The organism is Geobacter sp., assembly GCF_030834625.1.
Taxonomy (GTDB): domain Bacteria; phylum Desulfobacterota; class Desulfuromonadia; order Geobacterales; family Geobacteraceae; genus Geobacter.
On record NZ_JAUQXO010000037.1, the window covers coordinates 1 to 26,723 of the forward strand.

At 55.1% G+C, this 26,723-nt stretch carries 16 protein-coding genes and 1 tRNA gene; 14 read left to right on the forward strand and 3 right to left on the reverse strand.

The window, feature by feature from the left end; genetic code table 11:
• Nucleotides 1-79 (reverse strand): transposase (locus tag RCH91_RS10045; protein ID WP_306534530.1); only part of this gene is annotated, 79 nt, incomplete at its 3' end.
• Nucleotides 80-120: 41 nt separating this feature from the next.
• On the opposite strand from RCH91_RS10045, the gene RCH91_RS10050 reads away from it, so the two are divergent.
• The 9 genes from RCH91_RS10050 to RCH91_RS10090 all read left to right on the forward strand — a co-directional run bounded on the left by RCH91_RS10050 (nt 121) and on the right by RCH91_RS10090 (nt 22,112).
• Nucleotides 121-2,646, forward strand: coding sequence for a hypothetical protein (locus tag RCH91_RS10050; RefSeq protein ID WP_306534696.1), 2,526 nt, complete (start codon nt 121-123; stop codon nt 2,644-2,646).
• A gap of 220 nt (nt 2,647-2,866) precedes the next feature.
• Entirely contained in the window at nt 2,867-3,772 is a 906-nt protein-coding gene (locus tag RCH91_RS10055; protein WP_306534697.1) for a hypothetical protein, read from the forward strand.
• Between the two features lie 358 nt (nt 3,773-4,130).
• Nucleotides 4,131-6,263, forward strand: coding sequence for an AAA family ATPase (locus tag RCH91_RS10060; RefSeq protein ID WP_306534699.1), 2,133 nt, complete (start codon nt 4,131-4,133; stop codon nt 6,261-6,263).
• The gene (locus RCH91_RS10065) at nt 6,263-7,588 is read left to right on the forward strand and encodes an McrC family protein (protein ID WP_306534700.1); all 1,326 of its coding nucleotides are present in this window, start codon (nt 6,263-6,265) and stop codon (nt 7,586-7,588) included. Before RCH91_RS10060 ends, RCH91_RS10065 begins: the two co-directional genes overlap by 1 nt.
• Nucleotides 7,589-8,184: 596 nt before the next feature.
• Nucleotides 8,185-8,661: a hypothetical protein gene (locus RCH91_RS10070; RefSeq protein WP_306534702.1), complete on the forward strand. Its 477-nt coding sequence runs from the start codon at nt 8,185-8,187 to the stop codon at nt 8,659-8,661.
• A 190-nt stretch (nt 8,662-8,851) separates the two neighbouring features.
• Nucleotides 8,852-12,493: a HEAT repeat domain-containing protein gene (locus tag RCH91_RS10075; RefSeq protein ID WP_306534704.1), complete on the forward strand. Its 3,642-nt coding sequence runs from the start codon at nt 8,852-8,854 to the stop codon at nt 12,491-12,493.
• Between the two features lie 172 nt (nt 12,494-12,665).
• Complete coding sequence (locus tag RCH91_RS10080; protein WP_306534706.1) at nt 12,666-16,541, forward strand: CHAT domain-containing protein; 3,876 nt, start codon at nt 12,666-12,668, stop codon at nt 16,539-16,541.
• 44 nt (nt 16,542-16,585) lie between these two features.
• Nucleotides 16,586-20,419, forward strand: coding sequence for a HEAT repeat domain-containing protein (locus RCH91_RS10085; protein ID WP_306534708.1), 3,834 nt, complete (start codon nt 16,586-16,588; stop codon nt 20,417-20,419).
• 289 nt (nt 20,420-20,708) lie between these two features.
• Nucleotides 20,709-22,112 (forward strand): AAA family ATPase, encoded by a 1,404-nt coding sequence (locus RCH91_RS10090; RefSeq protein ID WP_306534710.1) that lies wholly within the window; start codon nt 20,709-20,711, stop codon nt 22,110-22,112.
• 43 nt (nt 22,113-22,155) lie between these two features.
• On the opposite strand, the gene RCH91_RS10095 is transcribed toward RCH91_RS10090, so the two are convergent.
• Together RCH91_RS10095 and RCH91_RS10100 are read right to left on the reverse strand one after the other, a co-directional pair.
• A tRNA-Phe gene (locus tag RCH91_RS10095) sits at nt 22,156-22,231 on the reverse strand.
• 100 nt (nt 22,232-22,331) lie between these two features.
• Nucleotides 22,332-22,895 (reverse strand): elongation factor P, encoded by a 564-nt coding sequence (locus tag RCH91_RS10100; protein WP_306534712.1) that lies wholly within the window; start codon nt 22,893-22,895, stop codon nt 22,332-22,334.
• 99 nt (nt 22,896-22,994) lie between these two features.
• Between RCH91_RS10100 and yaaA the strand changes: the two genes are divergently transcribed.
• Genes yaaA through RCH91_RS10125 form a run of 5 tightly spaced genes read left to right on the forward strand, consistent with a single transcriptional unit; the run spans nt 22,995 to nt 26,718 of the window.
• A complete protein-coding gene (yaaA, locus tag RCH91_RS10105) occupies nt 22,995-23,192 on the forward strand; it encodes a S4 domain-containing protein YaaA (RefSeq protein ID WP_306534713.1) in 198 nt (65 codons plus the stop codon).
• Between the two features lie 14 nt (nt 23,193-23,206).
• Complete coding sequence (locus RCH91_RS10110; protein ID WP_306534715.1) at nt 23,207-24,472, forward strand: YjgN family protein; 1,266 nt, start codon at nt 23,207-23,209, stop codon at nt 24,470-24,472.
• Nucleotides 24,472-25,515 (forward strand): M48 family metallopeptidase, encoded by a 1,044-nt coding sequence (locus RCH91_RS10115; protein WP_306534717.1) that lies wholly within the window; start codon nt 24,472-24,474, stop codon nt 25,513-25,515. The genes RCH91_RS10110 and RCH91_RS10115 overlap by 1 nt, the downstream gene beginning before the upstream one ends.
• Entirely contained in the window at nt 25,512-26,225 is a 714-nt protein-coding gene (locus RCH91_RS10120) for a uracil-DNA glycosylase family protein (RefSeq protein ID WP_306534719.1), read from the forward strand. Before RCH91_RS10115 ends, RCH91_RS10120 begins: the two co-directional genes overlap by 4 nt.
• A gap of 16 nt (nt 26,226-26,241) precedes the next feature.
• Complete coding sequence (locus RCH91_RS10125; RefSeq protein ID WP_306534721.1) at nt 26,242-26,718, forward strand: MaoC family dehydratase; 477 nt, start codon at nt 26,242-26,244, stop codon at nt 26,716-26,718.
• Nucleotides 26,719-26,723: the final 5 nt, after the last annotated feature.

Sequence of the window (26,723 nt, forward strand, 5' to 3'; positions counted from 1 at the left end):
TTTGGGACAGCCCTTGCTCTGTTACCAGTTTGACCGCCTCTGCTCGAAACTCTGGCGTGTAACGTTGCTGCTTCTTCATGTTCCCCTCCCTCTCGGTAGTTTACCAAGTGGGAGTGTCCATTGTCTTCAGGATACGTCATAGCTCGTTTTGCAGCCGGTCGATTTAGGACGACTTTCCGGTCTCTACGTCCATTGCTGGATTCCGGTGTTAGAGGTGAGAAGGACCGGGAGAACTTAGATGAAGAATTCATTAACGATGAGCTTGGCGCAGCAGATGAAAGAAAATCGCAAGCGGAATTAGATGACGATGCGAGATCGTTTGCCTTGGGACTTATTGAAAACTGGGTTGAAGATCCATCAAACGTCCGATTGCTTCGCATTGGATTGGACCTGTGGCCGGCAAAAGAAATTCTTGAGAAAATTCTCGAACTTCTTGGGCAATATACCTCGAAAGGGGGAGGGCGCGATGCCCCGCGCCGTATTGCTTGGTATTGTCTTGCTGAGATTTTCAGAGCTGGGGCGACGGAGACAGGATTCGTCCGCGATGACGAGAGTTTGCCTGACGCTGTGGATTTACGAGAGTTTCGCGACGCCCTGTTGAGCGAGGCGCAGAGGTTGCTCCGGGAAAACTTTGGCTCACTGCCCTGGTATTTGCAGCAGCAGATTCTCCTTTTCCTTGCTGCCTATTCACCGAAGGCCGGGAACGAATTTCGGCAAGGCAGAAGCAGTGAGACGAAACATTATCGCGAACTTATTCGCTATTTATGCGGAAAATTCAATGGTCTCACTGAAAAGGATTTTGCTATTAATGCAATCCTTGCTCGAAGATCGTTCAAGAAAGCCAATGAACCGGTTCAGTTGGCAGGCAACGAACTGAACCCTTATCGAGCCAGATTTATCGCAGAAAGAGATCCCTCCTTTGCGGTAGAGATTTTTGAAAAATATCCTCAGAAAATTTCTTCTTTGAACCCAAGAATTCGCCATGAATTATCTTTGAACGAATATTCATCTCCCGTTAGTGGCATTATTTCGCTATCAGAATTAGTTATTAGTAAACCTGAATCAGGCCGAAGCAAACTCGGCAATGAGCTGACTTTACTTTCTTTTGCTGAAAAATTTCTTGTTCAGTGGAAAGAGGTAAAACCGGAAGTAGTTACACCGGCTGATGTTTATCTTTCAGTTGACGAAATCAAACCTGTACCTTTGATTGGAACAGTAGAGATTAAGCAAAATAAACTTAAAGCGGCGAAAGGTTTATATGGAGTTCCGAAGTGGTGCCATGAAGAAATGCGCTGGAGAATTCAGCTTGGGTACCTTCTTCGTTTCATTTTGACAGGGCAACATGATTTTTCTAAATCTCGTGAACCTGTTTCATGGAAGGAAAACTCACCTATTTACAGAATTCCTCAGAGTCATTGGTTTAAAAGAATTTACGGGCTCCATAGCGGATACACGGCTTTTGGGGCCGATTGGTTGCCAATCTCTGACTGGACAGAACAATTTCTTTACGCTCTGTTACGGTGGCCTGGCTGTCGTTCCACTAAATTTGCTTCGCAAATAAATGGCGGGCTTGAAAGTACACTGAATTTAATTCGAAGTCGCATTCAAACTCTTCAGGGGAAGATTGGAGGGATGTCGGAAACTCTTATGCTGCCTCTCACACCCAATTGGCCCAAAAGGCCACCCCAGAAAGGTATTTTTACCAGACCCCTCCGGGTTTGCGTGGTTCAAACAGTCGTCCCGAGTCCAGATGACTTTAATACAGCAACTTATCTCACTTTATCTGACCCTGCCCTCCGAAAACGCCATCGTCAACATCTCTCGGCAGCGTTTGCGGCAATAAAGCGAATGCTCAATCTGCGAGAGTCTCATAAAGCTTCTGATGGTGCCATTGATCTGCTCATCCTGCCGGAACTTTCAGTGCATCCTAACGATGTCGAAACACACTTGGTCCCATTTGCAAGAGCGAACGGAACCATTATTCTGGCCGGGTTGACTTATGAGGAGCTTTTTTCAGGGGAGCCTCTTGTTAATTCAGCCCTTTGGGTAATTCCAGTCTGGTCAAAAGAAAAAGGCCTAGAGGTGCTTCGCCGGCGGCAGGGAAAGTTGAATCTTGCGCCGAATGAAAAGCGAAAAAATCATCCAGTGCCTCGAATTCAAGGTTTTCGCCCTTGTCAGTGGTTAGTGGGTTACCCATGGTCGACGCAGAAGGGCAAGGAGCCCTTTTGGCTTTCAGGGGCTGTTTGTTATGATGCGACCGATATTCGACTGGCTTGCGATCTGCGAGATGAATCTGACCTTTTTGCAGTTTGCGCCTACAATAAAGATGTGAAAACTTTCGACCAGATGGCTGTTGCTCTTCAGTATCACATGTTTCAAATGGTTGTTATTGCAAATAACGGCTATTACGGCGGTAGTAATGCTTATGTTCCTTACAGCAACCCGAATGAAAGACAAGTTTTTCACTTGCATGGACAGCAGGCGTTAATGGCTTTCATTGAAATAGAAAATATCCAGGAATTTAAAAATAGAAAATATCACTCGTTAGAGATTCCAGCTCCACCAGATACAGCAACAAAGATTGAAAAGAAATGGAAATGCCCACCGGCTGGAATCTGCCTTGGTGATGTATGCCCTCATAAATAGCAATACCTTTTCGCAATCGGAGGATCAAGATGCCTTGCCTGAATGTCTGCAAGGAGACCGCTGGACTGAACGAACTGCTCGGGCAAGTTTGCCAATTCTGGTTTGGTGCGCGAAAAATGGAAAGACCATAACCTATGTTCGCTAAACAGAGAGTTGAACGGGAAGGATATAAATGAGGAATTATCTGTATTTTCGACCGAGTCGGGAGACATTCAACGAAGTGACGAGTCTGTTTGACTTTCTGTGGCCGACTGCGACGGCGATGTGGAATCTAAGGTGGCAAGTGGATGGATATCTTCGCATTCGGCCCCAAGCTACAGTGCATGAGCTTTCAAATCGTTTTGTTATTGGTAGTGGAATTCATGGTGCAAATTTGAAAAGAGCTTGCGTTGATCTTTCTTGGGAACAGCAACAAGAGCAGTTTGCAAAGTTCTTGCTTATTAATATTTTTGCACTTCACGAGTCATACCTGAAACGCGTTCTCGAAGATCTTGGGCGCTATTCAAAAGACTTAGAAAACCAACTTCAATTTCCAACAGCAACTGATGCAAGCGGAAATAAAAAAGGTATATGGGGCGCCATTGACAGCATAACAGCCACAGAATCGACTATGCTTGTTAACGGATTGTATTCTCAATTGTCAGGACATAGTAGAAATAGCAAGCCAATTCTAGACAATCTGATGAAATGTTATCGATACTTCAAGGAGTGCCGCAATTCTATTACACATAATGGCTCTTTTGCTGACCGTAAGACTGCTGATGCGTACGCTGAATTTTCCACCATTGCAACAACTACTGACCTTGGAGTAACAGAAGTTCCTTTACACACACCTGTCACCGTGGGTGCGCCTGTCAGTTTATCGTTAAGGGGTGTTGTCGGTTTCTGTGATATCATTTTAAAAATTATAGTGACATTAGATGCAGAGCTGTCTCGATCCAAGCTCGCAGAAGAAGTTTTCAAAGCATATTGGCTTGAGAAACATCAGAGACGGTACACTCTAAAAACAGATTTATCAAAAAAGAAGAATCAAATCAAACAGCTAATTGCTAGATTGAACCTGCCTACGCCACCAGCAACGGACGAGTTTGAAACATTCCTGCGGGTTAATCAACTTGTAGGGTGATTGAATAAATGTTCAACAAGCGGCATATAAAGCCTGTCGTTGTGCTCTTGCACGTTATTCAGGAATTATATGGATTCAGACCGAGCAGAAGGCTTTAGGTGCGCTTCCTAATGCAAGCGCACTCTTAGTGGTTGAGAGAAAGCTACCGGCGCAGATTGAACAGCTTGCAGCGATTTTGGATGTAGGTTCAGGGGGCCAGATTGCCCATCGATTGAAGATCGTCTTCGCAACAATGGAGGGTGTAGGCGCCCCAGGTTAGGTCCCCGAGATAATAGTCAGGACCAAAGGAGGATCGGTTGATAACTGAAGATCGATATAGTGCGCTGGAGGCATTGAACCTGGTTGAGGGGAGAGAGCCGTGATTGAAAAGCTCAAAGCAATTTTCAAGCAGCAGCTCCCTGATTTTGTCGACTTTCAAAATCCGGGACGGGATTATCTCGAACAGGAATACAACTACAAGGTCGCTTTATCGGCGATGGCCCATGAAATGCTCGATGAATGGGTTCAGGGCGAGATCGATGGACTTTCCCCGGTTAGTTTCCGGGAGCTGTTAGGCCGACTCCTGCGCGGCAAACTTCCGGGTGTGGACATGGTCCAGAACCTGGCCGGCTGGCGTGACAATGCGACTTTTTTCGATGAAATTCTCAGTGATGATACCCAGACTCGGCAGTTTATGGCCTTGCTCCATGAATTGTTGCGCGAAGCGGCTGCCGGCCCCGAAGTCAGTGATAGCCTGGGACGGATGCTTGACTGGTTCAATGCACATGACTGCCCGCCAAGTTTGACCAAGATATTTCCAACGTTTTTTCTCTTCGTGTGGAACCCGCAGGTCCACTTTTTCATCAAACCTCGAATCTTCGACCGCTTTCTACGGAACATTGGAGAGAAGCCGTTAGGTAGCGGTTACCGCTTGACCGCAGCCGAATACCAGCGGACCCTTCAGATCATGAACCGTGTCAGGGAGCAGTTATCGGACTGGCATCCCCGAGATATGATCGACATACATAGTTTCTTCTGGACTGTTCAGGACTTGACCGAGCTACAGCTGAAAGAGGAGAGTCCCGATCTAAGCGCAGACCATATCCCTGACACCGAACTTGATCTGTCGACGAAAATGAATCGAGTCAACATTCCGCTCAACCTCATCCTTTACGGCCCTCCTGGGACGGGAAAGACCTACGAGCTGGGAAAAGAGTATTATCCGCAATTTATCGAAGATAACCAGCCCCAGACTCGGCAAGGTTTCATTGCCGAAATGGCAGGCTCTCTGACGTGGTTTCAGGCTGTCGCCTTGGCTCTGCTGAATTTGAGGCAGGCCAAAGTTGCCGATATCTACAGGCATGAAGTGGTGCAGGTCAAGCATCAGCTCAGTTCCCACAAGCACCCCATGCAGTCTATTTGGGCAACGCTTCAGGGCCACACGGTTCGCGACTGCCCGAATGTTAATTATGAAAAGCGGCAAGACCCTTTGGTCTTTTTCAAAGATCAGAACAGCACCTGGTCAATTGATCACAAGCTGGTAGAGGAGCTCTCCCCCGATATTAGTGAGCTCCTTCAGAGGATCAAATCATTCGAGACTCATCCCCAACGGGTTCAGCGCTACGAATTTATCACCTTCCATCAAAGCTATGCCTATGAGGAGTTTGTCGAAGGGATCAAGCCGGTCGTCGACGTCGATGGGGAGGGTGGCCTGACCTACCAGGTGCATGACGGCATCTTCAAGCAGATGGTAGCCAAGGCGATCAATGATCCGTATCACAGCTACGCACTGTTTATCGACGAAATCAATCGCGCCAACATCTCCAAGGTGTTCGGTGAGTTGATAACTTTGCTGGAGCCCGATAAGCGGATGCGGTGGAACGAAGAGTCGCAGGCATGGGAAGGCGGCATCCGCATTCGTTTGCCTTACACCCATACCCAGTCGCTCGAAGCTCCTCGGTTTGGGGTCCCGGATAATCTGCATCTCATCGGCACCATGAATACGGCCGACAGGAGTATTGCCCTGCTCGATACGGCTCTGCGGCGCCGTTTCGATTTCAGGGAGTTGATGCCCCGCCCCAATCTTCTGAGCAAGAAGAGTGTGCCGGTGCCCGATGGCCCAAGCAGCATCGACCTGGAAAAGCTGTTGGAGGCGATGAATGACCGTATTGAGTTCCTTTACGACCGCGACCATCAGATCGGCCATGCGTACTTCATGGGTATTGAGAATTATCAGCAACTCGAGCAGGTCTTCCTGAACCGTATCATTCCGCTGTTGCAGGAATATTTTTACAACGACTGGGAAAAGGTGCAGATGGTCCTGGCCGATCTGGATGAGTCCCTTGATGTCGACGGTCGGCCCAAGGCGAAGGACAACGCTATTATTAGTTACCGGATGCCCAAGGTCCACACCCTGCTTGGCCATGCCGACGCTATGGCGCAGCGGAGGCTTTACGAGATCCCGGTTCAGATTGAACCCGATTCCATTATCAAGATTTATGATGGCTTCTGATGCCGGCTTTTGACCACACCCTTCAATTGAAAGAGTTCGAGCGCATCCCCGTTGGCCCGCAATGGGACAGTCATGCCCGCACTGTCGGGGCAGGGGATGTTGCGGCCATTGAGCGCTTTCAGGCGAAATCGGGGAGGGAACTGCTGAAGCTCGGCTATCGGAGCATCCAGGGGACGAACTGGGTGGGAACCTTGGGGGTGGGCCGACGCTGTCTGGAGGTGATCCCAAAAATTGACGACCCTGCTGGCCCCCTCGACGCCCGCCGGACCAGGGAAAACCTGCTCTGGATGGTGTCCCGGGCCGGGATGGTGCCGATAGAGCCTGCGGATATCGCCAGGCTTGCCGACCCCCAGCGTCCTTTGCTGGCGGCGTTTCTGGATCTGTATGTAGACCATCTGGCCCGCGAGTGGCAGCGAGGGCCCATCAAGGAATACCTCGCCGAGGAAGAAAATCGAGCCTACCTACGTGGAAAACTTCTTTTCCCTCAGCAGCAGCGACACAACCTGATTCAGCAGCAGCGCTTTTTCACTGCCGCGGACGAGTTTACCATGGACAGTCCGCTCTCTCGCTTGCTCAAGGCAGGGTTACGGTGCTGTGCCAGGCAGCGGATGAGCGATCTGGTGGTACGTAAGGCGAGAGGGTTGCTGATGGAATTCGCTGATGTGTCGGACTGGGAATTCTCAAACCAGGAAGCGGAGCAGTTGCAGGTCAGTCGGCAACATTTTCGGTATGAATTGCTGATCAACATGGCGAGGCTGATTTTACAGAGTACGTCACCGGAGACCGGCGGCGATGGCCGGCAGGTCTACTCGCTGATGTTCGACATGAACGAGGTGTTCGAGCGGTTTGTCGCCGCCGAAATGAAAACCGCTCTGGCGGGGACCAAATTGGCGGTTATAGCGCAACTCGGTGGCCGCAGCCTATTGACGCAAAGAGGAAAGCCACGTTTCCATCTCCGACCGGATATCGGGGTTTACCGGAGGGACGAACTGGTTTGCCTTATCGATACCAAATGGAAGCGCCTGGATCTGAACAAGCCCCATGCCGGCGTTAGCCAGGCGGATATCTATCAAATGTATGCCTACGGGAAGGAATATGGATCTGCCTTGACTGTCATTTTATATCCGCGGTGGGGAAGTTTGCCAGAGATAGTCGCCGGGTACGAACACAATGATCCTCTGCTGATTGCTGAGCAGAAGGGGATCGAAATAAGAACATTGGATGTTGGCGGTCCTTTTTCTCTCCCCGTTCATCGCAGGGCCTTTGCCGAGTCGCTTTTTCGCTTGATTCCAAATGATCTTTGTCAGAATACGTTACAAGCTTAAGGGAATTTTCTTAGAGCCGGCTGGTTAATTTTTTGGCAATTCCAACAAGTGAGTTCCGACAACCTTAATAAGATTCTAAAGAATCAATAGAGGTGTGTGAGGAAATGAGATCATTTTCTTTTTTAACCACCACATTCTGGCTCAGCCCAAAAGAATAGCTCTTACATATCAAATGGTTGCGTGTGCTATGGATGAGTTCCGACAACTAAAGTAACTTGTGAGCAAGTCGCTACACCGTTCCACTATCTCCCCCCCCAAATTCTGCTTCATCGTCCTCGCTGCGGATTCCCACGGAAATTAATCATAGGCACTGATTCGTCATGGTCCACAAACAAGAATGTGGCACAACGTGTCAAGTCGTGACATGCAACAATCATGGCTGACAATGTAGTATCGTGCTGTGCCATTGCCTTCCAGATTGCGTCATGGCTCCATATAGCATGTTGTGTCGCGTCGTTGGGGCAAACTATCACGACATTGGACGAATTTGTTGCACCATTGCACATACTCTATTAAATCGCAATGGTTCACGTCGCTACAGCTACCTGTGCTGATAAAAATAATGCCAAGAACCCAGCGCTAAGAAGGATACCAAAATGAAAAAAAAGACATTAGCTTCAGTGTTATCAAAAACATACGACCTTCCCGTACGCGTCATAGAGTACATGATACGTAAGGGAATCATTACAGAAAAGGGCAATACTGAGTCAGATCATGAATTTTTGTTCAAGTACCGCAAAATGTGGCTTCAAGCTGACGCACTACGTGCGCAGATTCGCGAATTCCCAAAGCCGCGAAGAGAAAAGTTGCTCGAAGAGGCAGCGAGACCTGACCGCGGGCCCATGCAACGACATATTTTCACGCGATATGTCAATGCATATCGTGCCGGGGGGGTAATACCGATCGTCTCGAAAGTGGCAATTGATGTAAGAAATATTTTTGGCGTCGATAACTACCTTGCCGTTCAAGTAGTGGTAAAAAAAATGAAAAAAGCTGCGTACGACTTCGTAAGAGCAGAAAAGGCCAAGGCTGCCAAAGAGGCAAAAACAGACGGCCTCCATCATGATTTTTGAAAAGGTAGCATAAATTGCCACCTTAGAGGTTTCGGCCAATCTTTCAACGTTCTGTGTCGAGCCTCTCTCAGCGCTATTTCTTGCCATCATCGCTTGACTACGTATTGATAGATTCTAAAGTTTATCCAACGCTTAGATATTATTACCTATTTAGTGAGCTTCACGCTGCTCAGACGGAAGGTACCCAGAGATGAGAGGAGAGATCGGCGATCTCCGACATTATTTGGTTCAGGTGTTGAACCCTGCCGGAGAGGTTGAAGGAACCGGTTTCCTTTGCCATCCCGAGGGCTACGTCCTTACCTGCTGGCACGTCATTGAAACGTGGCGCAAGGCTGGATGTGAAACCGGCGAGGTTTACTATCAGGGAAGCTGCATCAAGGCTGACCTGTGCCTTGACTGCTCGGTACGGGGGGCTGATCTGGCGGTACTGAAGCTCCATCGCCGTCAACCAGACGAGACTTCTCCTTGGCCCCATCTGCCGCTGGATGTGTACTGGCGCGTGCAACTGGGTGACGAGTTGCACAGCTTCGGCTACCCCGCTGGCCAGTTCGACGAGTCCGGGATCGGATTCAGGGGGAGCATGGGAGCACTAACCCCCACTCCGATTAAAGGGCTCGAGTCATATCCGATTACGGGACTCAATCTCAAGAACGTGGATGGGGGCTACAGCGGCGCTCCCGTCGTCGATCAGCGCCTCCAGAAAGTGATCGGGTTGGTCTACGCCAAGCACCGGGCAACCCAGGCCTTCATCGTGCCGCTCCGTCCTCTGTTCGAGGGGTGGCCCGAGCTGCGGGTCGTCCATGATGTTTTCGAGCAGATCCGTACGCGCCTGGGCGAAGAGGCGCACGCGAAGCTCGAGGAGAAGATGCACCATGCCCCCTTCATCCCGCTGAATCTGGACTGCGGTGTAATCTCGGAGCGGCAGGAGCAGGAAGCTGGGGAAGAGGCGAAGGCGTACGAGCATGGCCGTACATGGAATGCATTCGAGCCGAAGCGCCTACTCCCCCCGCGACAGAGCTATATCTTGAGCTCGGATGTGGGGATGGGCAAGACCGTCTTCGTTTACTGGTTGACCGCCGAACTTGTGCGCCGCACGCGCGTGGTGCCGTGGTTAATGAGTTGCCAGGATCTGGAGAGGATTGATCCCAAGAGCGGAATGGATCTAAGAGCTGTGCTTGCTGGCCGACTTGAGGACGTTGCAGCCGACGTTCTCGCCGTCGATCGCAATGACTTCTTCGAGCAGGCGGAGAAAGAAAAGCGGTTCGTGTTTCTCTTCGACGGTCTGGACCAGATCCGAGGAATGCCCTCTAAACTTGCCGAGATCGCCTTCACAACCACGGGGAAGATGCCGGTGCTGATCACCTCTCGCCCCTCGGCGGTGCTGGCGATCGAAAACGATCCGAAGCTAGAGTTCCTGCGCCTGAAGCCCTTCTCTCCCCAGGATCAGCGCCGCTACTTCGGGGAGCGGTATTCCCAGGTTAAAAGCGTCTGCGCACTGGCGCCTGATCTTGCCCAGGTGCCGTTGCTCGCCTCCATGGTGCGTGAGCTGGCGGTTGCCGGGAAGCTCAAGGAGGCGGTAACACGGACGGAGCTCTACGGAAAGTTTGTCGAGCACATCCTGGCTGAGCACGAGCCGAACCGGCCGCGCTATCACGACGAACCGGACCTCTCCCGCAAGATCAAATCTCAGCTCAAGGACTTCGCATTTCTCGCCTTGGCGGACGTAGAGCCCAAGATCCAGAAGGTGCCGGCCAAGCTCTATCCGGAGGATGCGCGGGTCTCGCTCAAGGACCTCACCACCTTTGGTCTCGTGAATCGGGTGCTCGACCGTGGAGAGGAGGCCCTTTTCTTCACCCACCAGTCGTTTCAGGAATTCCTTGCCGCCCAGTACGCAGCCGACAAGCCCGAGGAGATCAATCGCATTCTCACGGAGCGTTGGCACCCGAAGTGGGCGGAGGTTATCCGATTTCTTGCTGGACTATTGGGGGAGCCGATCATTCAGCGGATCCTTGCCGAGCCTGACAACGTCATTCACTCCAATCTCTTCCTTGCCGCGCGCTGTGTCCCGGAGATTAAAACACCAACTCCGGTAATCATTCAAACCATCAAGGAGCAGTTGTTGGAGCTTGCAGAAAAAGAGCCATTTCGCGAGGCGGCCATCACCGCGTTGGTTGGTTTGGGCCAAGAGCTGGAAACTTGCGATGTTTTGGCTTGGCTGCGTGACGAGAACTATTTTGTGCGACAGACAGTTGTTCTTTTGCTCGGTTCGATCAGCGAACGGCTAGATGCGGAGATGGTGCGGGAGTTTGTGGCCCTGCTTGGCGACGAGAACCCTACCGTGCGGGAAACCGCGGCTTGGTTGCTCGGTTTGCTCGGTGATCGATTGGAAGCAGAGGCGATGTATAAGCTCGTGGATCTGATTAGGGACTCGAGCTTTTTATTTTTCGGTTCGGCCGCAGCCAATGCACTCGGCTTGATCAGCGACCGGCTGGAGGCGGGGGTCGTGCATAAACTTGTGAGTCTACTTCACCATAAGGACTCATTCGTGAGGCAGAATGCAGTCCGAGCGCTCAGCAGGCTTGTCGAACGGCAGGATGCAGCAGAGGCTGTGGATGAGCTTGTGGGCTTAGTTTGCGACGAGAATTCCTCCGTGCGTCGGGCTGCGGTCCAAGCGCTCGGTTCGCTCGGTGATCGGCTAGCTCCGGAAGCGGTGCGCGCACTTTTGGCTCGGCTTGGTGACAAGTACTCTAACGTTCGGGAAGCCACTATCACGGCGCTCGGATCGCACGTCAATCTGCTGGATGTGGAGGCGGTGCGTGAGCTCCTGACTTTGCTTGAAGACGAGTACTATTTAGTGCGTAAGGCCGCGACTGAGGTGATCGGCCTGCTCGGCGATCGGATGAATAAAGAGGTGGTACGCAAGCTTCTGACCCTGCTTAGTGACAGGCATTTTTCCGTGCGGCGTGCCGCGGTAGATGCGCTCGCTTCGCTCGGCGATCGACTGGACAAAGAGGTGATCCTCAAGTTTCTGGCCCTGCTTGGCGATAAAGACTTTTCTGTTCGTACGGCCGCAGTCAAGGCGTTGGTAAAGCTCGGCGATCGGCTGGATGAAGAGGTGATGGGCAAGCTTCGGGGTATGCTTAGCGACAGGGATTTTCCCGTTCGTACGGCCGTAGTCGAGTCGCTGGGAAAACTGGGCGATCGGCTGGATGCAGAGGCAGTGTGCGCGCTTGTGGCCTTGTTTGGCGATAGGGACTTTTCTGTGCGGCGGGCCGTTGCAGGAGTGTTCGGTGAACTGGGTGATCGACTGGATGCAGAGTCTTTGCATGAGCTTGTGGCCCTGCTTGGCGACGAGAACTCTTACGTGCGACAGGCTGCGGCCCAATCGCTCGGCAAGCTTAGCGATCGACTAGATGCAGACGCTGTGAATAACCTTGTGGCGCTGCTCAGTGACGAGAACGCTTCCGTGCGATGCGCTGTGGTTCAAGCGCTCGGAAAGTTTGGCGATCGGCTGGATGCAGACGCTGTGAATAACCTTGTGGCGCTGCTTAGTGACGAGAACGTTTCCGTGCGACGCGCTGCGGCCCATGCGCTTGGCAAGATTAACGATCAGATGGATGCGCAGGTAGTGCATGAGCTTGTTGCCTTGCTTGGTGACAAGGACTATTCCGTGCAGATGGCCTCGACCGAGGTACTCGGCTTGCTCGGCAGTCGGCTGGATGCAGAGGATATTCGGGCGATTGCTGGATTTCTTGATGCTTCCGATCGGTCTGCCAGAACTGCCGCGCGACGAACACTAGAACACATATATTCGATCGGCATATCAGTGTGAAACTATGAATGCTCACGTCTCTTCGAACAAATGGGCGGGAATACAGACTATATTCAAGTAACACTATTACCGATTATGAATCCTGTAGCAGCAAGTGAGGTGTCCATTCCTACGATACAAATCGGCTGAGTAACGGGGTCGCTCTTATTTGCTAATGCAAGGAGGGGAAATAATGGAAACTCTAGTTCGCAACAGTGGAGTTCGGGTTACCATACCCAGTACCTACGAAGTTTCTGCACCGCGTTTTTCTCGTGGCCATCAAGGCACTCGCGGCCCGCGCCCGATGGGACCTGTCCCGCTCGGCCCCAACGCGGAAACAACTTCAGAAATGACCAAAGCCTTGAAAAAGGCGCTCACAGCACTTGACCTGACAATCGTCGACACGGTTGTGCTTTCCCCGACGCAAGAGCCGGCAACGGCAGATGGCAAACGTCGTGCCGCACCGACGACAGTTCCCGAGGTCCAACCGGTTTCGGTTGAAGTCGACCTGGGCCCTGACGAGAACGCCGTCCTGCTGCTGGAGCAGGATGGCGTCTACTCGTGGTCTTTTGGCCACGTCACCGAACAACCTGCACCGCCACAGCGCAAACGCGGCGCCGCCGGTCGTGCAGGAAAGCGGGTGACTTTCACCGTAGACGTCCATGGCAGCAGCATCGCTGAACGTCGAAAGAGCCGCCGCGGCTTCTTCGATGACATTATATATCGCGCAGTCACTGCCGTTGTCTTGAAGTTTGCCGCAAAGTTCGTGGCCAGCGAGGTCGTCAAGCACCTTGAACGAGACGTGGAGCCGGGCCTCATCTTCGTCGATGACAGAGAACCGAGCAGGTGGAAAAGGATCCCCTCTGTGGAGACCTTAGAACTGCCCGCAAATCGTCCTGCGCGTATCCTTCTCTTGATTCACGGCACCTTCAGCAGCACCAAGGGAGGGTATGGTGCCCTAGGAGTCACCCCTGCTGGTGTGGAGTTTCTCAGGGCGGCCAAGCGAGGGTATGACCTGGTCCTGGGATTCGACCATCGGACGTTGAGCGAAGATCCACGGGAAAACGCCGAGGCGCTGTTGGATTACCTGAAAAAACTCGAGAGTCCATTTCCTATTCATTTTGATGCGATCTGTCACAGTCGGGGCGGACTTGTGTATCGGTGCCTGGTCGAGCAGTTGTTGCCATCGGATACCTGGAACGCGAAGTTTGATCGATGCGTCTTCGTCGCGTGCGCCAATGCTGGGACCCATCTTGCGGAACCTGACAACTGGCGCGTCTTTGTCGATCTCTATACGAATCTCGCAATCGCCTCGATGCGGGTTGTGGAACTTTTTGCGCCACCAGTGGCCTTGGCATCGGATCTTCTGAACGGACTGCTCCGGGGGGTAGGGGTTTTTGTGAAGGCATTGGCCTCCACCGCAGTTACATCTCAACAAGTGCCCGGTCTTGCGGCGATGGAGCCCGACGGCGATTTTGTGAACGGGTTAAATCGTAGTCAACCGGGGCAACCGACTCAACAACTGGTGGAAAGCTTTGCTGTTCTGTCGGACTTCGAGGCGAATCTCCTGGATATGGAATCAGCCAAGGAACTTCCGGGCAAGCTCAAGCAGGCACTCGCAGACCGACTTGTCGATGAGTTGATGGGGGTAGCCAATGATCTGGTAGTCGATACTGCATCCATGGTTTACGGTAATCCCCAAATGGGTGGCATTATCGGCGATGTTCTCAATTTTGGCACTAACGGGCGCGTATATCACACGAACTACTTCATCCAACCAGACGTCTGCCAGGCGCTATCCAAATGGTTTAACCTCGGAGATCCGCGAAGCCTCGAACATCGTGGGGCACGTTGGATCGACATCGGCGGCTTTGCTAGTCGTCCGATACCTGCGGCTGTGAATCAAGACATACTTCGTCTCGACGCAGATATGTCAGTCCGACTGGCGCGACAGCTCATTGAGAGCCACCCAGCACCCAGTGTTGTGGTGCGACGTACCGAACAATTCCGCGAGGCACCATACTTTTACTACTTTCGTTCTGACGATTTGTTCAAGCGCTTGGCTGTGAAGTCAGATGAAAATCTGAGAACTTATTTGGATTTGCATGAAGGCGGCGCTTGCAAAACAGTCCTTCGCGATCAGGTGCTTCAGGTGTCTCAAGATCGAACGCCAGCTGTAGTGGTGCAGGACGACGCAGTTGTCGGTGTCCTGATACCGATGGACACAGTTGAAACGACACAATGCAAGTTTGTAAGAGGCGATAACGGTCGTGAGGGCGTCCCAGTTCCGTTTATGGATCGAATTTGTAAAACAGACGAAATACCTTTGATTAAGGAACATCAGGATCGCCTTGGCCCCCATGGGCCAGGTGGGGGGCGCCCCCGGGGATCGACTCGCACGTGGGATCCGCCTTCTCCGCCAATTGTGCCAGATGCGGGGGGATCCCGGGGAGCGACTCGCACAAAGACAGGACGGGAAAAAGACGCACCCGTCGTGCCTGTATCACGCGGAGCAACTAGAGAGGCAAAGAAGCAGGAAGCATTGCCAGTAAAACATTTCTTTGCAGCTCAGATGGATGCGGAAGTGGTGGTCAACGAGGTTACTTCTGTCAACGTCGAAATCGCCCGCGAGGAATTGGAGAAAACAGTTCGTCGCGGACAGTCTCGCGCGGACAGCTCCGCCCCGATTGATGTAACTCGTAACATCGTGGTGCAGCTCGTTCCCCGGCAGAACTTCCAGCCAGTAGCAGAGACCCGGGTGGAGATCGAACCGCCGGAGCCGAACAAACCTGTGCGCGTCTACTTTGATGTCAAGGCGACAACCATAGGTTCTGGAGAGCTATGGGTAGTCGTGCGCCAGGGGATGGTTCCGCTCGTGACCCTGGAACTGAAGGCGCAGGTGGTCGCAAAACGTTCGGAGGGTGTACGCAGAACCGAGCGGATTTCTAGCGTAACAGGCGAAGCGCCCGCAACAGAGCGACTCTTTAACCAGCTACAAATATACGAAAACAAAGTCGATGGCGATCCAGCCTACCATTTCGTCCTGCAACTCCCGGGGATTATCACTGCTGAAGGTCAGTCCAAACCTATCAAAGGCGACAGGGTCGCGTACGTCAATGCTCTTTACAGGGAAATTGAGAATCGCTGGTTAAGCAATAAGGATGATGTAAGTGCATTCACCCGGGAACTGCGGGCGATGGGTGGCGATCTTTTCGATGTGCTCGTCCCTCCTGAGATTCAGAAGCTGCTGTGGCAGCATCGGGATAAGATCGACAGCATTCAGATCTTCTCCACCGAACCCTTTATTCCTTGGGAACTCATTCACTTAAAAGACCCCGCAGACGGGAGGCTTCCACCGAAAGAGTGGTTTCTTGGGCAGATGGGGCTTGTGCGTTGGCTGCACAACACCCCGTGGCCGCCTCTGGAACTGCGCATCCGCAAAGACAAGCGTTACGCTGTTGTGCCCAAATATCTGGAGAACACGGACTACTACCTACGTGAGCCAGAAAACGAGTATGCGTGGTTGAAGAAGGAATTAGGAGTGAAGCGCCTCGAAGCCCATGCAGGTCCTCTTCTGAGCTTGCTCGAGAATCCGGGTCAATTCGATCTTTTGCACTATGCGGGCCATGGGATGGCAGAGGTGAATGATATCAGGAACTCGCAACTTATGCTGGAAGGGCGTGTCGAAAACGGCAATTGGATTCCTGAGTACCTCGGAGCGGGCACGATCGGGCAATTTGCCAGTTTTATTGCTCCTGATGCGCCGCGTCCAATTGTCGTACTGAATGCATGCCAAGTGGGCCGTACTGGCTACAGTCTGACGGGCATAGGCGGTTTCTCTACTTCTTTTCTTCGTGGGGGAGCTGGAGCATTTGTCAGCTCAATGTGGTCTGTCGGTGACGAGCCGGCGCGTGCCTTTACGCAAGCGTTTTATGACTCACTACGAGGTGGGAAGACCATCACCGAAGCCACTATCTGGGCACGGAAAAAAGCTCGTGAGGCGGGCGACGCAACTTGGCTTGCGTACGTCGTGTATGCGCACCCTCATGCTACACTCAGGGTTGGTTAACAGCATATGCCATTGCTAATTCATGCAACGGAGTGTACCCAGTGATGAGAGGAGAGATCGGCGATCTCCGACATTATTTGGTTCAGGTGTTGAACCCTGCCGGAGAGGTTGAAGGAACCGGCTTCCTTTGCCATCCCGAGGGCTACGTCCTTACCTGCTGGCACGTCATTGCGCAGTGGCTCAAGGTCGGATGTGAAACCGGCGAGGTTTTCTATCAGGGGAACTGCATCACGGCTGACCTGTGTCTTGATCGCTCGATAAAGCAGGCTGATCTGGCGGTACTGAAGCTCCATCGCCTTCAATCAGGTGAGGGCTCGCCTTGGCCCCATCTACCGCTGGACGTGAACTGGCGCGTGCAACTGGGTGACGAGTTGCACAGTTTCGGCTACCCCGCAGGCCAGTTCGACGGGTCCGGGATCGGATTCAAGGGGAGCATGGGAGCACTCACTCCCACGCCGATTAAAGGGCTCGAGGCCTATCCGATTACGGGGCTCAATCTCAAAAACGTTAATGGGGGGTACAGCGGGGCTCCCGTCGTCGATCAGCGCCTCCAGAAAGTAATCGGGTTGGTCTACGCCAAGCACCGGGCAACCCAGGCCTTCATCGTGCCGCTTCGTCCGCTGTTCGATGTTTGGCCCGAGCTTCGGTCCGCCCACGATGTGTTCGAGCAGATCCGCAGGCGCCTGGGAGAGGAGGCTCAGGCGAAGCTCGAGGAGAAGATGCACCATGCTCCCTTCATCCCCCTGAATTTGGACTGCGGCGTGACCCCGGAGCGACGTGAGAGGGAAGCTGGAGGCGAGGCGAAGGCCCACGAGCATGGCCGGAAATGGAACGAGTTCGATCCAAAGCGTTTGCTCCCCCTGCGACAGAGCTACATTCTGAGCTCGGATGTGGGGATGGGGAAGACCGTCTTCGTGCACTGGCTGGCGGCAGAGCTTGTGCGCCGCACGTCCGTGGTGCCGCTGTTGATGAGTTGCCAGGATCTGGAACGGATCAATCCCAAGAGCGGGAAGGATCTGCGAGCTGTGATCACCGACCGTCTTGCAGACGAATTCCTTGAAGTCGATTGCGCAGACTTCTTCGTGCGGGCAGAGAAAGAGAAACGGTTCGTGTTTCTGTTCGACGGGCTGGACCAGATCCAGGGAAAGCCCTCTGCCCTTGCACAAATCGCCTTTACGGTCGCGGGAAGGAGCCCGGTGCTGATCACCTCTCGCCCCTCGGCGGTGCTGGCGATCGAAAACGATCCGAAGCTCACGTTCCTGCGCCTGAAGCCCTTCTCGCCCAAGGATCAGCGTCGCTACTTCGGGGAGCGGTATTCCCAGGTGAAAAGAGTATGCGCACTGGCAGCTGATCTTGTCGAGGTGCCGATGCTGGCCTCTATGGTGCGTGAACTGGCGTTGGCCGGGAAGCTCAAGGAGACAGCAACACGGACGGAGCTCTACGGGAAGTTCATCGAGCACATCCTGGCTGAGCATGAGCCGAATCGGCCGCGCTATCTCGACGAGCCGGACCTTTCGCGCAAGATTCGGGCGCAGCTCAAGGAATTCGCCTTTCTCGCCTTGGCGGATGAGCAACCTAAGATCCAGAAGGTGCCGGCCAAGCTCTATTCAGAGGATGCGCGGGTTTCGCTCAATGACCTCACCACCTTTGGTCTCGTGAATCGGGTGCTCGATCGAGGAGAGGAGGCTCTTTTCTTTACCCACCAGTCATTTCAGGAATTCCTTGCCGCCCAGTACGCAGCCGACAAGCCCGAGGAGATCAATCGCATTCTCACGGAGCGTTGGCACCCGAAGTGGGCGGAGGTTATCCGATTTCTTGCTGGACTATTGGGGGAGTCGATCATCCAGCGGATCCTTGCTGAGCCTGACAACGTCATTCACTCCAATCTCTTCCTGGCGGCGCGCTGTGCCCCGGAGATCGAGAAGCCCACACCAACACTCACCCAAGAAATCAAGGAGCAGTTGTTGGAGCTTGCAGAAAAAGAGCCATTTTGTGAGGCGGCCAGCACCGCGCTGGTTGGTTTTGGCCTACAGCTGGATGTCTGCGAAGTCTTGGCCTGGGTACGTGATGAGGGCTTTAAAATGCGGAGGGCCGCAGTCAAGACACTCGGCAACCTCTGTGATCGGCTTGATGCGGCGGCAGTGCACGAGCTCGTTGCCCGACTTGGTGATGAGGACTATTCTGTACGGTTGGCCGCAGTCGAGGCACTCGGCGAGCTCGGCCATCGTCTTGATGAGGGGATAGTGCACGAGCTCGTGGCCATGCTTGGTGATAAGGACCATTTCGTAGGGAGGGTCGCAATCGAGGTGCTCGGCAAGCTCGGCGATCGGCCTGATGCCGGGGTGGTGAACGAACTTCTGGCTCTGCTTGGTGATGAGAAATCTCGCGTACGGACGGCCGCAATCGAGGTGCTCGGCAAGCTCGGTGATCGGCTTGATGCGGGGGTGGTGCACAAACTCGTGGCCCTGCTTGGTGATGAGGACTCATTCGTACGGATTGCTGCGGTCGAAGTGCTCGGCAATCTCGGCGATCGTCTTGATGCGAGGGCGGTGCACGAACTCGTGGCCCTGCTTGGTGATGAGGACTTTCAAGTACGGATAGTTGCAGTCAAGGCACTCGGCAATCTCGGCGATCGTCTTGATGCGGAGGCGGTGCACAAACTCGTGGCCCTGCTTGGTGATGAGAAATCTCAGGTGCGGACTGCCGCAGGCAAGGCGCTCGACAATCTCGGCGATCGTCTTGATGCGGGGGCAATGCACGAGCTCGCGGCTCGGCTTGGTGATGAGAATTCTACCGTACGGTGGACCGCAGTCGAGGCCCTCGGGAAGCTCGGCGATCGTCTTGATGCGGGGGTAGTGCGCAAGCTCGTGGCCCTGCTTGGTGATGAGAAATCTCGCGTACGGACGGCCGCAGTCGAGGCCCTCGGGAAGCTCGACGATCGTCTTGATGCGGGGGAGGTGCGCAAGCTCGTGGCCCTGGTTGGTGATGAGGACTTTCACGTACGGATTGTCGCGGTCAAAGTGCTCGGCAAGCTCGGCGATCGGCCTGATGCCGGGGTGGTGAACGAACTTCTGGCTCTGCTTGGTGATGAGAAATCTCGCGTACGGACGGCCGCAGTCGAGGCCCTCGGCAAGCTCGGTGATCGGCTTGATGCGGGGGTGGTGCACAAACTCGTGGCCCTGCTTGGTGATGAGGACTCATTCGTACGGATTGCTGCGGTCGAAGTGCTCGGCAATCTCGGCGATCGTCTTGATGCGGGGGTGGTGCACAAACTCGTGGCCCGGCTTGGTGATGAGGACTCATTCGTACGGATTGCTGCGGTCGAAGTGCTCGGCAATCTCGGCGATCGTCTTGATGCGGGGGCGGTGCACGAACTCGTGGCTCTGCTTGGTGATGAGGAATCATCCGTACGGATTGCGGCAGTCAAAGTACTCGGCAAGCTCGCCGATCGTCTTGATGTGGGGGGGGTGAACGAACTCGTGGCTCTGCTTGGTGATGAGAAATTTCGCATACGGGCGGCCACAGTCAAGGCACTCGGCAATCTCGGCGATTGTCTTGATGCGGGGGCGGTGCACGAACTCGTGGCTCGGCTTGGTGATGAGGAATCATTCGTAAGGATTGCCGCGGTCGAAGTGCTCGGCAATCTCGGTGATCGTCTTGATGCGGGGGCGGTGCACGAACTCGTGGCTCGCCTTGGTGATGAGGAACCATTCGTAAGGATTGCCGCAGTCGAGGCGCTCGGCAAGCTCGGCAATTGGCTGGATGGGGAGGCGGTTCAAGGGATTACTGAATTACTTGCTGGCCCAGACACGAATACCGGCATTTATGCTCTAAAAACACTCAAAAGGCTTTACCTGTTCGGCGTGCGTATTCAGTGAAGCTTTGAGTCACGATTATTAGAACGACTGAGCGGGAATACCGACAATCTTGAAACCAAGCATCTGGCATGGCTCTTCAAGATCATCATTCCAACAACTACCACATCTCCTCCCCAACAGCCCCATCACTTTCCATTACCATCCATTGCAGATCTCTAGCCTATTGAAAGTCTAATGATTGCAGTGTGTTGAAAGTTGTATTGGGTTCTCTATCAGGCGTCTTCCTCCAGAGGTGTTGCACCCTCGGGCAGTAGATTCATGTGTGACAAAAAAACTCTGGGGGTGCTCAATGAAAAAGAACAGTAACAGTAAAGATTTTTACCCGTACTACAAAAACGAATTGAAGGGAGGGCTGATTTTTGTCGAGGAGATGTCGGCTGTGTCACGTTGTCCATTTCATGTCGGTAGGGGCTACGGCTTGAAAGTGGATGTCTGTACTGGCTATTTCGAATGCAGTGAATGTGGGAAGTCGGGAACTGTTGGCGAGTTTCATGGACTACGTCTCGGCATGGATGATGGGGAGGTGAAGGATCCTAGCGTTGCTGATGCAATGAAGCGAGAGGTGCTATTGCCTTGCAGGAACGATCAACTGGGGGCTGTTCGGCTTGTCTGGTCCGACGGGAGCATAATCGAAAGCAAGAGTTCAGCTGTTGAGACGCCGGGACAGGCTGATGGCAAGAATCAAGCTCACGATGGTAAATGCAGGACATTGACTCTTTCGGAGATGCTTTCACTTGAGTTGCCACCCAGAGAGTACTTGCTCTATCCGATTCTTCAGACGCAGTCAGTCAGCATGCTCCATGCCTGGCGTGGAATTGGAAAAACTCACGTGGCTCTGGGGATGGGGGTTGCGATGGGAGTCGGGGGGGATTTCCTTGGGTGGAATGCTCCTAAACAGCGAAAAGTTCTGTATATTGACGGTGAGATGTCAGCAAGGGACTTGCAACAACGGTTGGTATCTATCATGAAAAATGTTCCGAAGTCCCTGCCGGCTGATGATTACTTTCGTATTCTAACGCCTGATTTCCAGAGATCTGGAATGCCTGATCTGGCGACAAGGGAAGGCCAGGCTGAAATCGACGAGATAATCCGTGATGCTGAGGTAATCATTATCGATAACCTGTCATGTATGTGTCGTAACGGGCGTGAGAACGAATCTGAGAGTTGGGTTCATATGCAGGAATGGGTGCTACGGCATCGGGCTCAAGGAAGGTCAATTTTATTGGTTCATCACTCCGGAAAGAATGGTACGCAACGCGGAACTTCAAAGCGCGAAGATGTTCTCGATACCGTCATAGGCCTGCGTAAGCCCGATGATTATGTGCCAAGTATGGGCGCTTGTTTTGAGGTGCATTACGAAAAGCTTCGTGCTTTGTACGGTAAGGATGCGGATCCGTTCCGTGCGCAACTTCTGGCCGACGAAGACGGAGGAGCGTTCTGGGTAGTCAATAGGGAGATGGGCTCCCAGGACACCAGTGAGCAAATCGTGCGAATGTTGCAAGAGGGTAAGAATCAGTCGGATATTGCTCGAGAACTCGGTGTAGATAAATCAACGGTAAGTCGTCATGCGAAAAAGGCAATCGCTGAAGGACGAATTGAAAAGCGTGAACCCGTTAAAAAACCTTCTGTTGTCACGAGCATCGAAGACGTGCGGAAAACTTACCAGTCACAACCAGTCATTAGAAAAAATTAAGGGGCCGCGACCGGTGTCGCAACCCCTTAATTTCATTGATGAATGGTGCCCAGAGACGGAGTCGAACCGCCGACACGAGGATTTTCAGTCCTCTGCTCTACCGACTGAGCTATCTGGGCGAAAAGAGCTTTAACTTATAGCTCGAAGCCGAGAATGTGTCAATATCTTTTTCGTCTATTATGGCGCCGGCACGAGGATTTTCAGCCCTCGTGCTGGGGGTCACGCCCGGGAGATGAACCGGCAGTCGCGGGTGTCGACCTTGATCTTCTCTCCCACCTCCAGGTAGGGGGGAACCTGAAGCGTCAGGCCGGTTTCGAGGATCGCCTCCTTGGTCTGGGCGGTGGCGGTGGCGTTCTTGATGACCGGCGGTGTGTCGGTGACGGTTAGCTCAACCACCTGGGGCGGGTCGACGCTGACCAGGCGCTCCTGGAAGAGGCCGAGGACCACTTCGGTACCGTCCAGGAGGTACGGCTGGATCGCCCCGAAGGCCTCGGCATCCATCTCGAACTGCTCGTAGGTTTCCAGGTCCATGAAGATACCGCGGTCGCCGTCGGCGTAGAGGAACTGCCCCTTGTGGCGCTCGAAGTCGGCCTCCTCCACCTTGTCGCCGGAGCGGAAGGTCTTCTCCAGCACCTGGGCGGTCAGGAGGTTGCGGTACTTGGTCTTGACCATGGTGCTGGCGCCCCGGGCCGAGGGGGACTGGAAGTGGACGTCGAGGATGGTGCACGGCGCGCCGTCGAGCTTGATGACGAGGCCCCGCTTGAAGTCGGATGTGGTAAGCATGGCAAATCTCCTTGTGTGTGAAAAATCTCCTCTTCATAGCAAAAAAGTGCTACAAAGACAACCGTGTTGGACTGCTAGAGACAGGAGCATTATCACGAGATGAAGATAGAAACCGACTACATAAAGCTCGACAGCTTCCTGAAGGCCGAGAATATCGTCGCCTCCGGCGGCGAGGCGAAGATCCTCATCGCCGAGGGGGAAGTCCGGGTGAACGGCGAGGTGGAAACCCGGCGCGGCAGGAAGCTCCGGGCCGGTGACCGGGTTGAGGCGGGCGGTGAAACGCTCGTGGTGGAATGAAGGGGGAGGCTTTCATGGAGATGGTGAGCTGTCCCCATTGCCGATTCACCAAGGAGATGCCTGCCGGGACCATTCCCGACGGGGCGAGGGTGAGCTGCCCACGCTGTGGCGGGAAGTTCGTCTTTGCCAGGGTGGCTGAACCGAGCGCCCATTCAGGCCCCCAGACGGAGGCTTCCGCTCCCGTGGCGGCTCCCCTGCAACCACCGGCACCACCCGAAACCCGCCGTCCAACGACCTCCCGCACTCTCCGCTTCGCCTTCACCGGAACGGCCAGGGAGTATTTCGGCATCTGGATCGTCAACACCCTCCTGAAGATTGTCACCCTGGGGGCCTACTCGGCCTGGGCCAAAGTCCGCAAGCGCCGTTATTTCTACGGCAACACCCTCTTGGACGGAAGTCCCTTCGACTACCTGGCCGATCCCAAGGCTCTCTTCCGGGGGTGGCTCATCGGGGTCCTGGCGTTTCTCGTCTACACGGCGGGGATCCGCTACGCGCCGAGCGTTTCCTCGCTTCTCGGCTTCGCCTTCTTCCTGACGGTGCCGTGGCTCGTTGTCCGCTCGCGGCTCTTCACCTGCCGCAACTCCAGCTACCGGAGCCTCCGCTTCGCCTTCCGGGCCGACTATCAGGAGGCCTATGTGGTTTACGCCGGCCTTTCCTTCCTTCTGCCGTTCACCCTGGGACTCATCTTCCCCTATCTCATCTATCGCCAGAAGAAGTTCCTGGTGGAGCGAAGCTCCTACGGCCGGACACCGTTCACCTTCACGGCCACGGGAAAGAATTATTACTTCCTCTTCCTGAAGGCGGCGGGGTGGCTGGTGCTTCTGGCCGTCGTGGTGATGCCGGCGGCCTTCTACGTGGTCTCCACCCTGGCCGAGGGGGGGGCGCTTCTGGCCGATGCCGACCTGCGCCGAACCCAGATGATGATCGGCGCCCTCATGGCCTTCGCCCTGCCGCTCCTCTACTTCTTTATCGTGGTCTATGTGCAGACCGCCCTGGCCAACCTCACCTGGAACAGCACCAGCATTGCGGGGAGCCGTTTCGTGAGCCGGATGCGTGTCCGGGACATGGCCTGGCTCTACCTCTCCAACGCCGCGGCCATCGTCCTGAGTCTCGGCCTCATGATCCCGTGGGCGTCGGTGCGGCTGGCCCGGTACCGGTTCGAGACCCTGTCGGTGGAGGGAGTGGCGGACATGGAAGCGTTCCGGGCAGGATTCCAGGGAGACGTGGGCGCCGCCGGTGAGGAGATCGGCGACATCTTCGGGATTGACGTGGCCCTGTGATGACGGCCCCCGGCATCTACTACGACGGCAAGACCTCGGCCCGGCGGACCGTGCGTCTCACCCTTGAGGGGAACCGTCTCCTCGTGGCGGGGGAGGGGGTGGACATCTCCACGGAACTCTCCCGCCTCGTAATCTCCCCCCCGCTTTCCACGGCGCGGCGGTCGGTAAGTTTCCCATCCGGCGCCCTCTGCGAGGTGAGCGACACCCGCCTTGTGGACGAACTCCTGCGGCGCCAGGGGAAAGGGCGCGCCTCGGCCGCCATCCACCGGTGGGAGCGGAGCCTCCCCCTGGCCCTGGTGGCCCTCGTGGTGACGGTGGCGGTGGTCTGGGGCTTCGTGGCCTACGGTATCCCGGCCTTGGCCGAGCGGGTCGCGCGGGCCGTGCCTCCTGCCACCGAGGTCTCCCTTGGCCGGGAGAGCCTTGCGATGCTCGACCGGCTCGTATTTGCGCCTTCCCGGCTCCCCGACTCCCGGCGCCGTGAGCTTTCGGCGGACTTCTCCCGTATGACCCGGGAGCTCCCCTTTGCCACCGGCTACCGGCTGGAATTCCGCAGGAGCGACCAGCTGGGGGCCAATGCCCTGGCGCTTCCGTCGGGAATCATCGTCGTCACGGACCGGCTCGTGGAGGTGGCTGACAGCGACGACGAGCTGATCGGGGTCCTGGCCCACGAGATGGGGCATGTGCGGCATCGCCACGCCCTGCGTCACGTGCTCCAGAACTCGGCCACCGGCCTTGTCATTGCCGCCATCACCGGCGACATCACCTCCATTACCTCCCTGGCCGCCACGCTGCCGACGGCCCTCATCGACGCCTCCTACTCCCGCAGCTTCGAGGTGGAGGCCGACGACGCCGCGGTGGCGTACCTGAAGCGCCGGGGAATTCCCCTCAAGAGTTACGCCGCCATGCTCGGCCGCCTTGAGGCGGAACACCGGAAGAAAAGCGGCGAGGCGGGCGCGGAAAAGAAGAAATCCCTCGGGGACTACTTTTCCACCCATCCGGTGACCGAGGAACGGATCAGGCGGATCATGGAGGGGAGCCGGTGACCAGTCTCGTAACCATAGCCGATGCCCTTGCCGCCGACCTGGAGGGGCTTTCCTTCTCAGCGCCGGTGTCCCACGTCTACAACCCCCTCCTCTACGCGCGGGAGCCCCACGCCGCTTATCTCGCGCGGTTCGGCTCCGCTCCCAAGGAAGCCCTTTTCGTCGGCATGAACCCCGGGCCCTGGGGGATGGCCCAGACCGGCATCCCCTTCGGGGAGATCGGGGTGGTGACTGAGTGGCTCGGCATCGACGGCGCGGTCGCCAGGCCGGCGGACGAGCACCCCAAGAAGCGGGTCGACGGCTTTGCCTGCCGGCGGAGCGAGGTGAGCGGCCGGCGCCTCTGGGGGCTCATCCGGGAGCGGTTCGGGACGCCGGAGCGGTTTTTCGCCCGCTTCTTCGTGGCCAACTACTGTCCGCTCCTCTTCCTCACCGCCGACGGCGGCAACATCACTCCGGACAAACTGCGCCGCGGGGAGCAGGAACCACTCTTCGCCGCCTGCGACCGGGCCCTGCGCCAGACTGTGGAGTTGCTCGAACCCCGTCTAGTCATCGGCGTCGGAGGGTTCGCCGAGGAGCGCTGCCGCGAGGCCCTGAGCGGTCTTGACGTGGAGGTGAGGCGGATCATCCACCCGAGCCCCGCAAGCCCCGCCGCCAACCGGGATTGGGCCGGCACTGCCCTGCGGCAGCTCCACGGGTTCGGCATTGAATTCTGAATAACCGGAGGCTCCCATGCCCGCCGCAGATGAACTCATCGCATTTCTTTCCCCGAAGCTTGGCACCGAAATCCACGTGGGCCCCTGGCTCACCGTGGAGCAGTCGCGAATCGACGCCTTTGCCGCGGCAACGGGGGACGTCCAGTGGATCCACACCGACCCGGAGCGGGCCCGGCGCGAGTCTCCCTACGGGACCACCATTGCCCACGGGTTCCTGACCCTGTCGCTCCTCCCGTTTCTCACCGAGGCGAACGCCCCCGGCCAGTTCGAGCAGAACTACCCCGGCATGCGCCTGCGGGTGAACTACGGCCTTAACCGGGTCCGGTTTCCTGCAGCCGTAAAGACCGGCTCCGGCATCCGTGCCCGGACCAGGCTCACGGCCCTTGAGCCCCTGGGTGAGGCGGTGCAGATCATCTACGAGATTACCGTGGAGATCGAGGGGGAGAAAAAGCCCGCCTGCGTGGTCGAGCAGCTTTTCCGGCTCTACCCCTGAGCCGG

Coding starts and splice junctions, on each gene's coding strand:
- RCH91_RS10065 (WP_306534700.1), top strand. CDS start 6,263: ATGCCGGCTTTTGACCACACCCTTCAATTGAAAGAGTTCGAGCGCATC.
- RCH91_RS10070 (WP_306534702.1), top strand. CDS start 8,185: ATGAAAAAAAAGACATTAGCTTCAGTGTTATCAAAAACATACGACCTT.
- RCH91_RS10075 (WP_306534704.1), top strand. CDS start 8,852: ATGAGAGGAGAGATCGGCGATCTCCGACATTATTTGGTTCAGGTGTTG.
- RCH91_RS10080 (WP_306534706.1), top strand. CDS start 12,666: ATGGAAACTCTAGTTCGCAACAGTGGAGTTCGGGTTACCATACCCAGT.
- RCH91_RS10085 (WP_306534708.1), top strand. CDS start 16,586: ATGAGAGGAGAGATCGGCGATCTCCGACATTATTTGGTTCAGGTGTTG.
- RCH91_RS10090 (WP_306534710.1), top strand. CDS start 20,709: ATGAAAAAGAACAGTAACAGTAAAGATTTTTACCCGTACTACAAAAAC.
- RCH91_RS10100 (WP_306534712.1), bottom strand. CDS start 22,895: ATGCTTACCACATCCGACTTCAAGCGGGGCCTCGTCATCAAGCTCGAC.
- yaaA (WP_306534713.1), top strand. CDS start 22,995: ATGAAGATAGAAACCGACTACATAAAGCTCGACAGCTTCCTGAAGGCC.
- RCH91_RS10110 (WP_306534715.1), top strand. CDS start 23,207: ATGGAGATGGTGAGCTGTCCCCATTGCCGATTCACCAAGGAGATGCCT.
- RCH91_RS10115 (WP_306534717.1), top strand. CDS start 24,472: ATGACGGCCCCCGGCATCTACTACGACGGCAAGACCTCGGCCCGGCGG.
- RCH91_RS10125 (WP_306534721.1), top strand. CDS start 26,242: ATGCCCGCCGCAGATGAACTCATCGCATTTCTTTCCCCGAAGCTTGGC.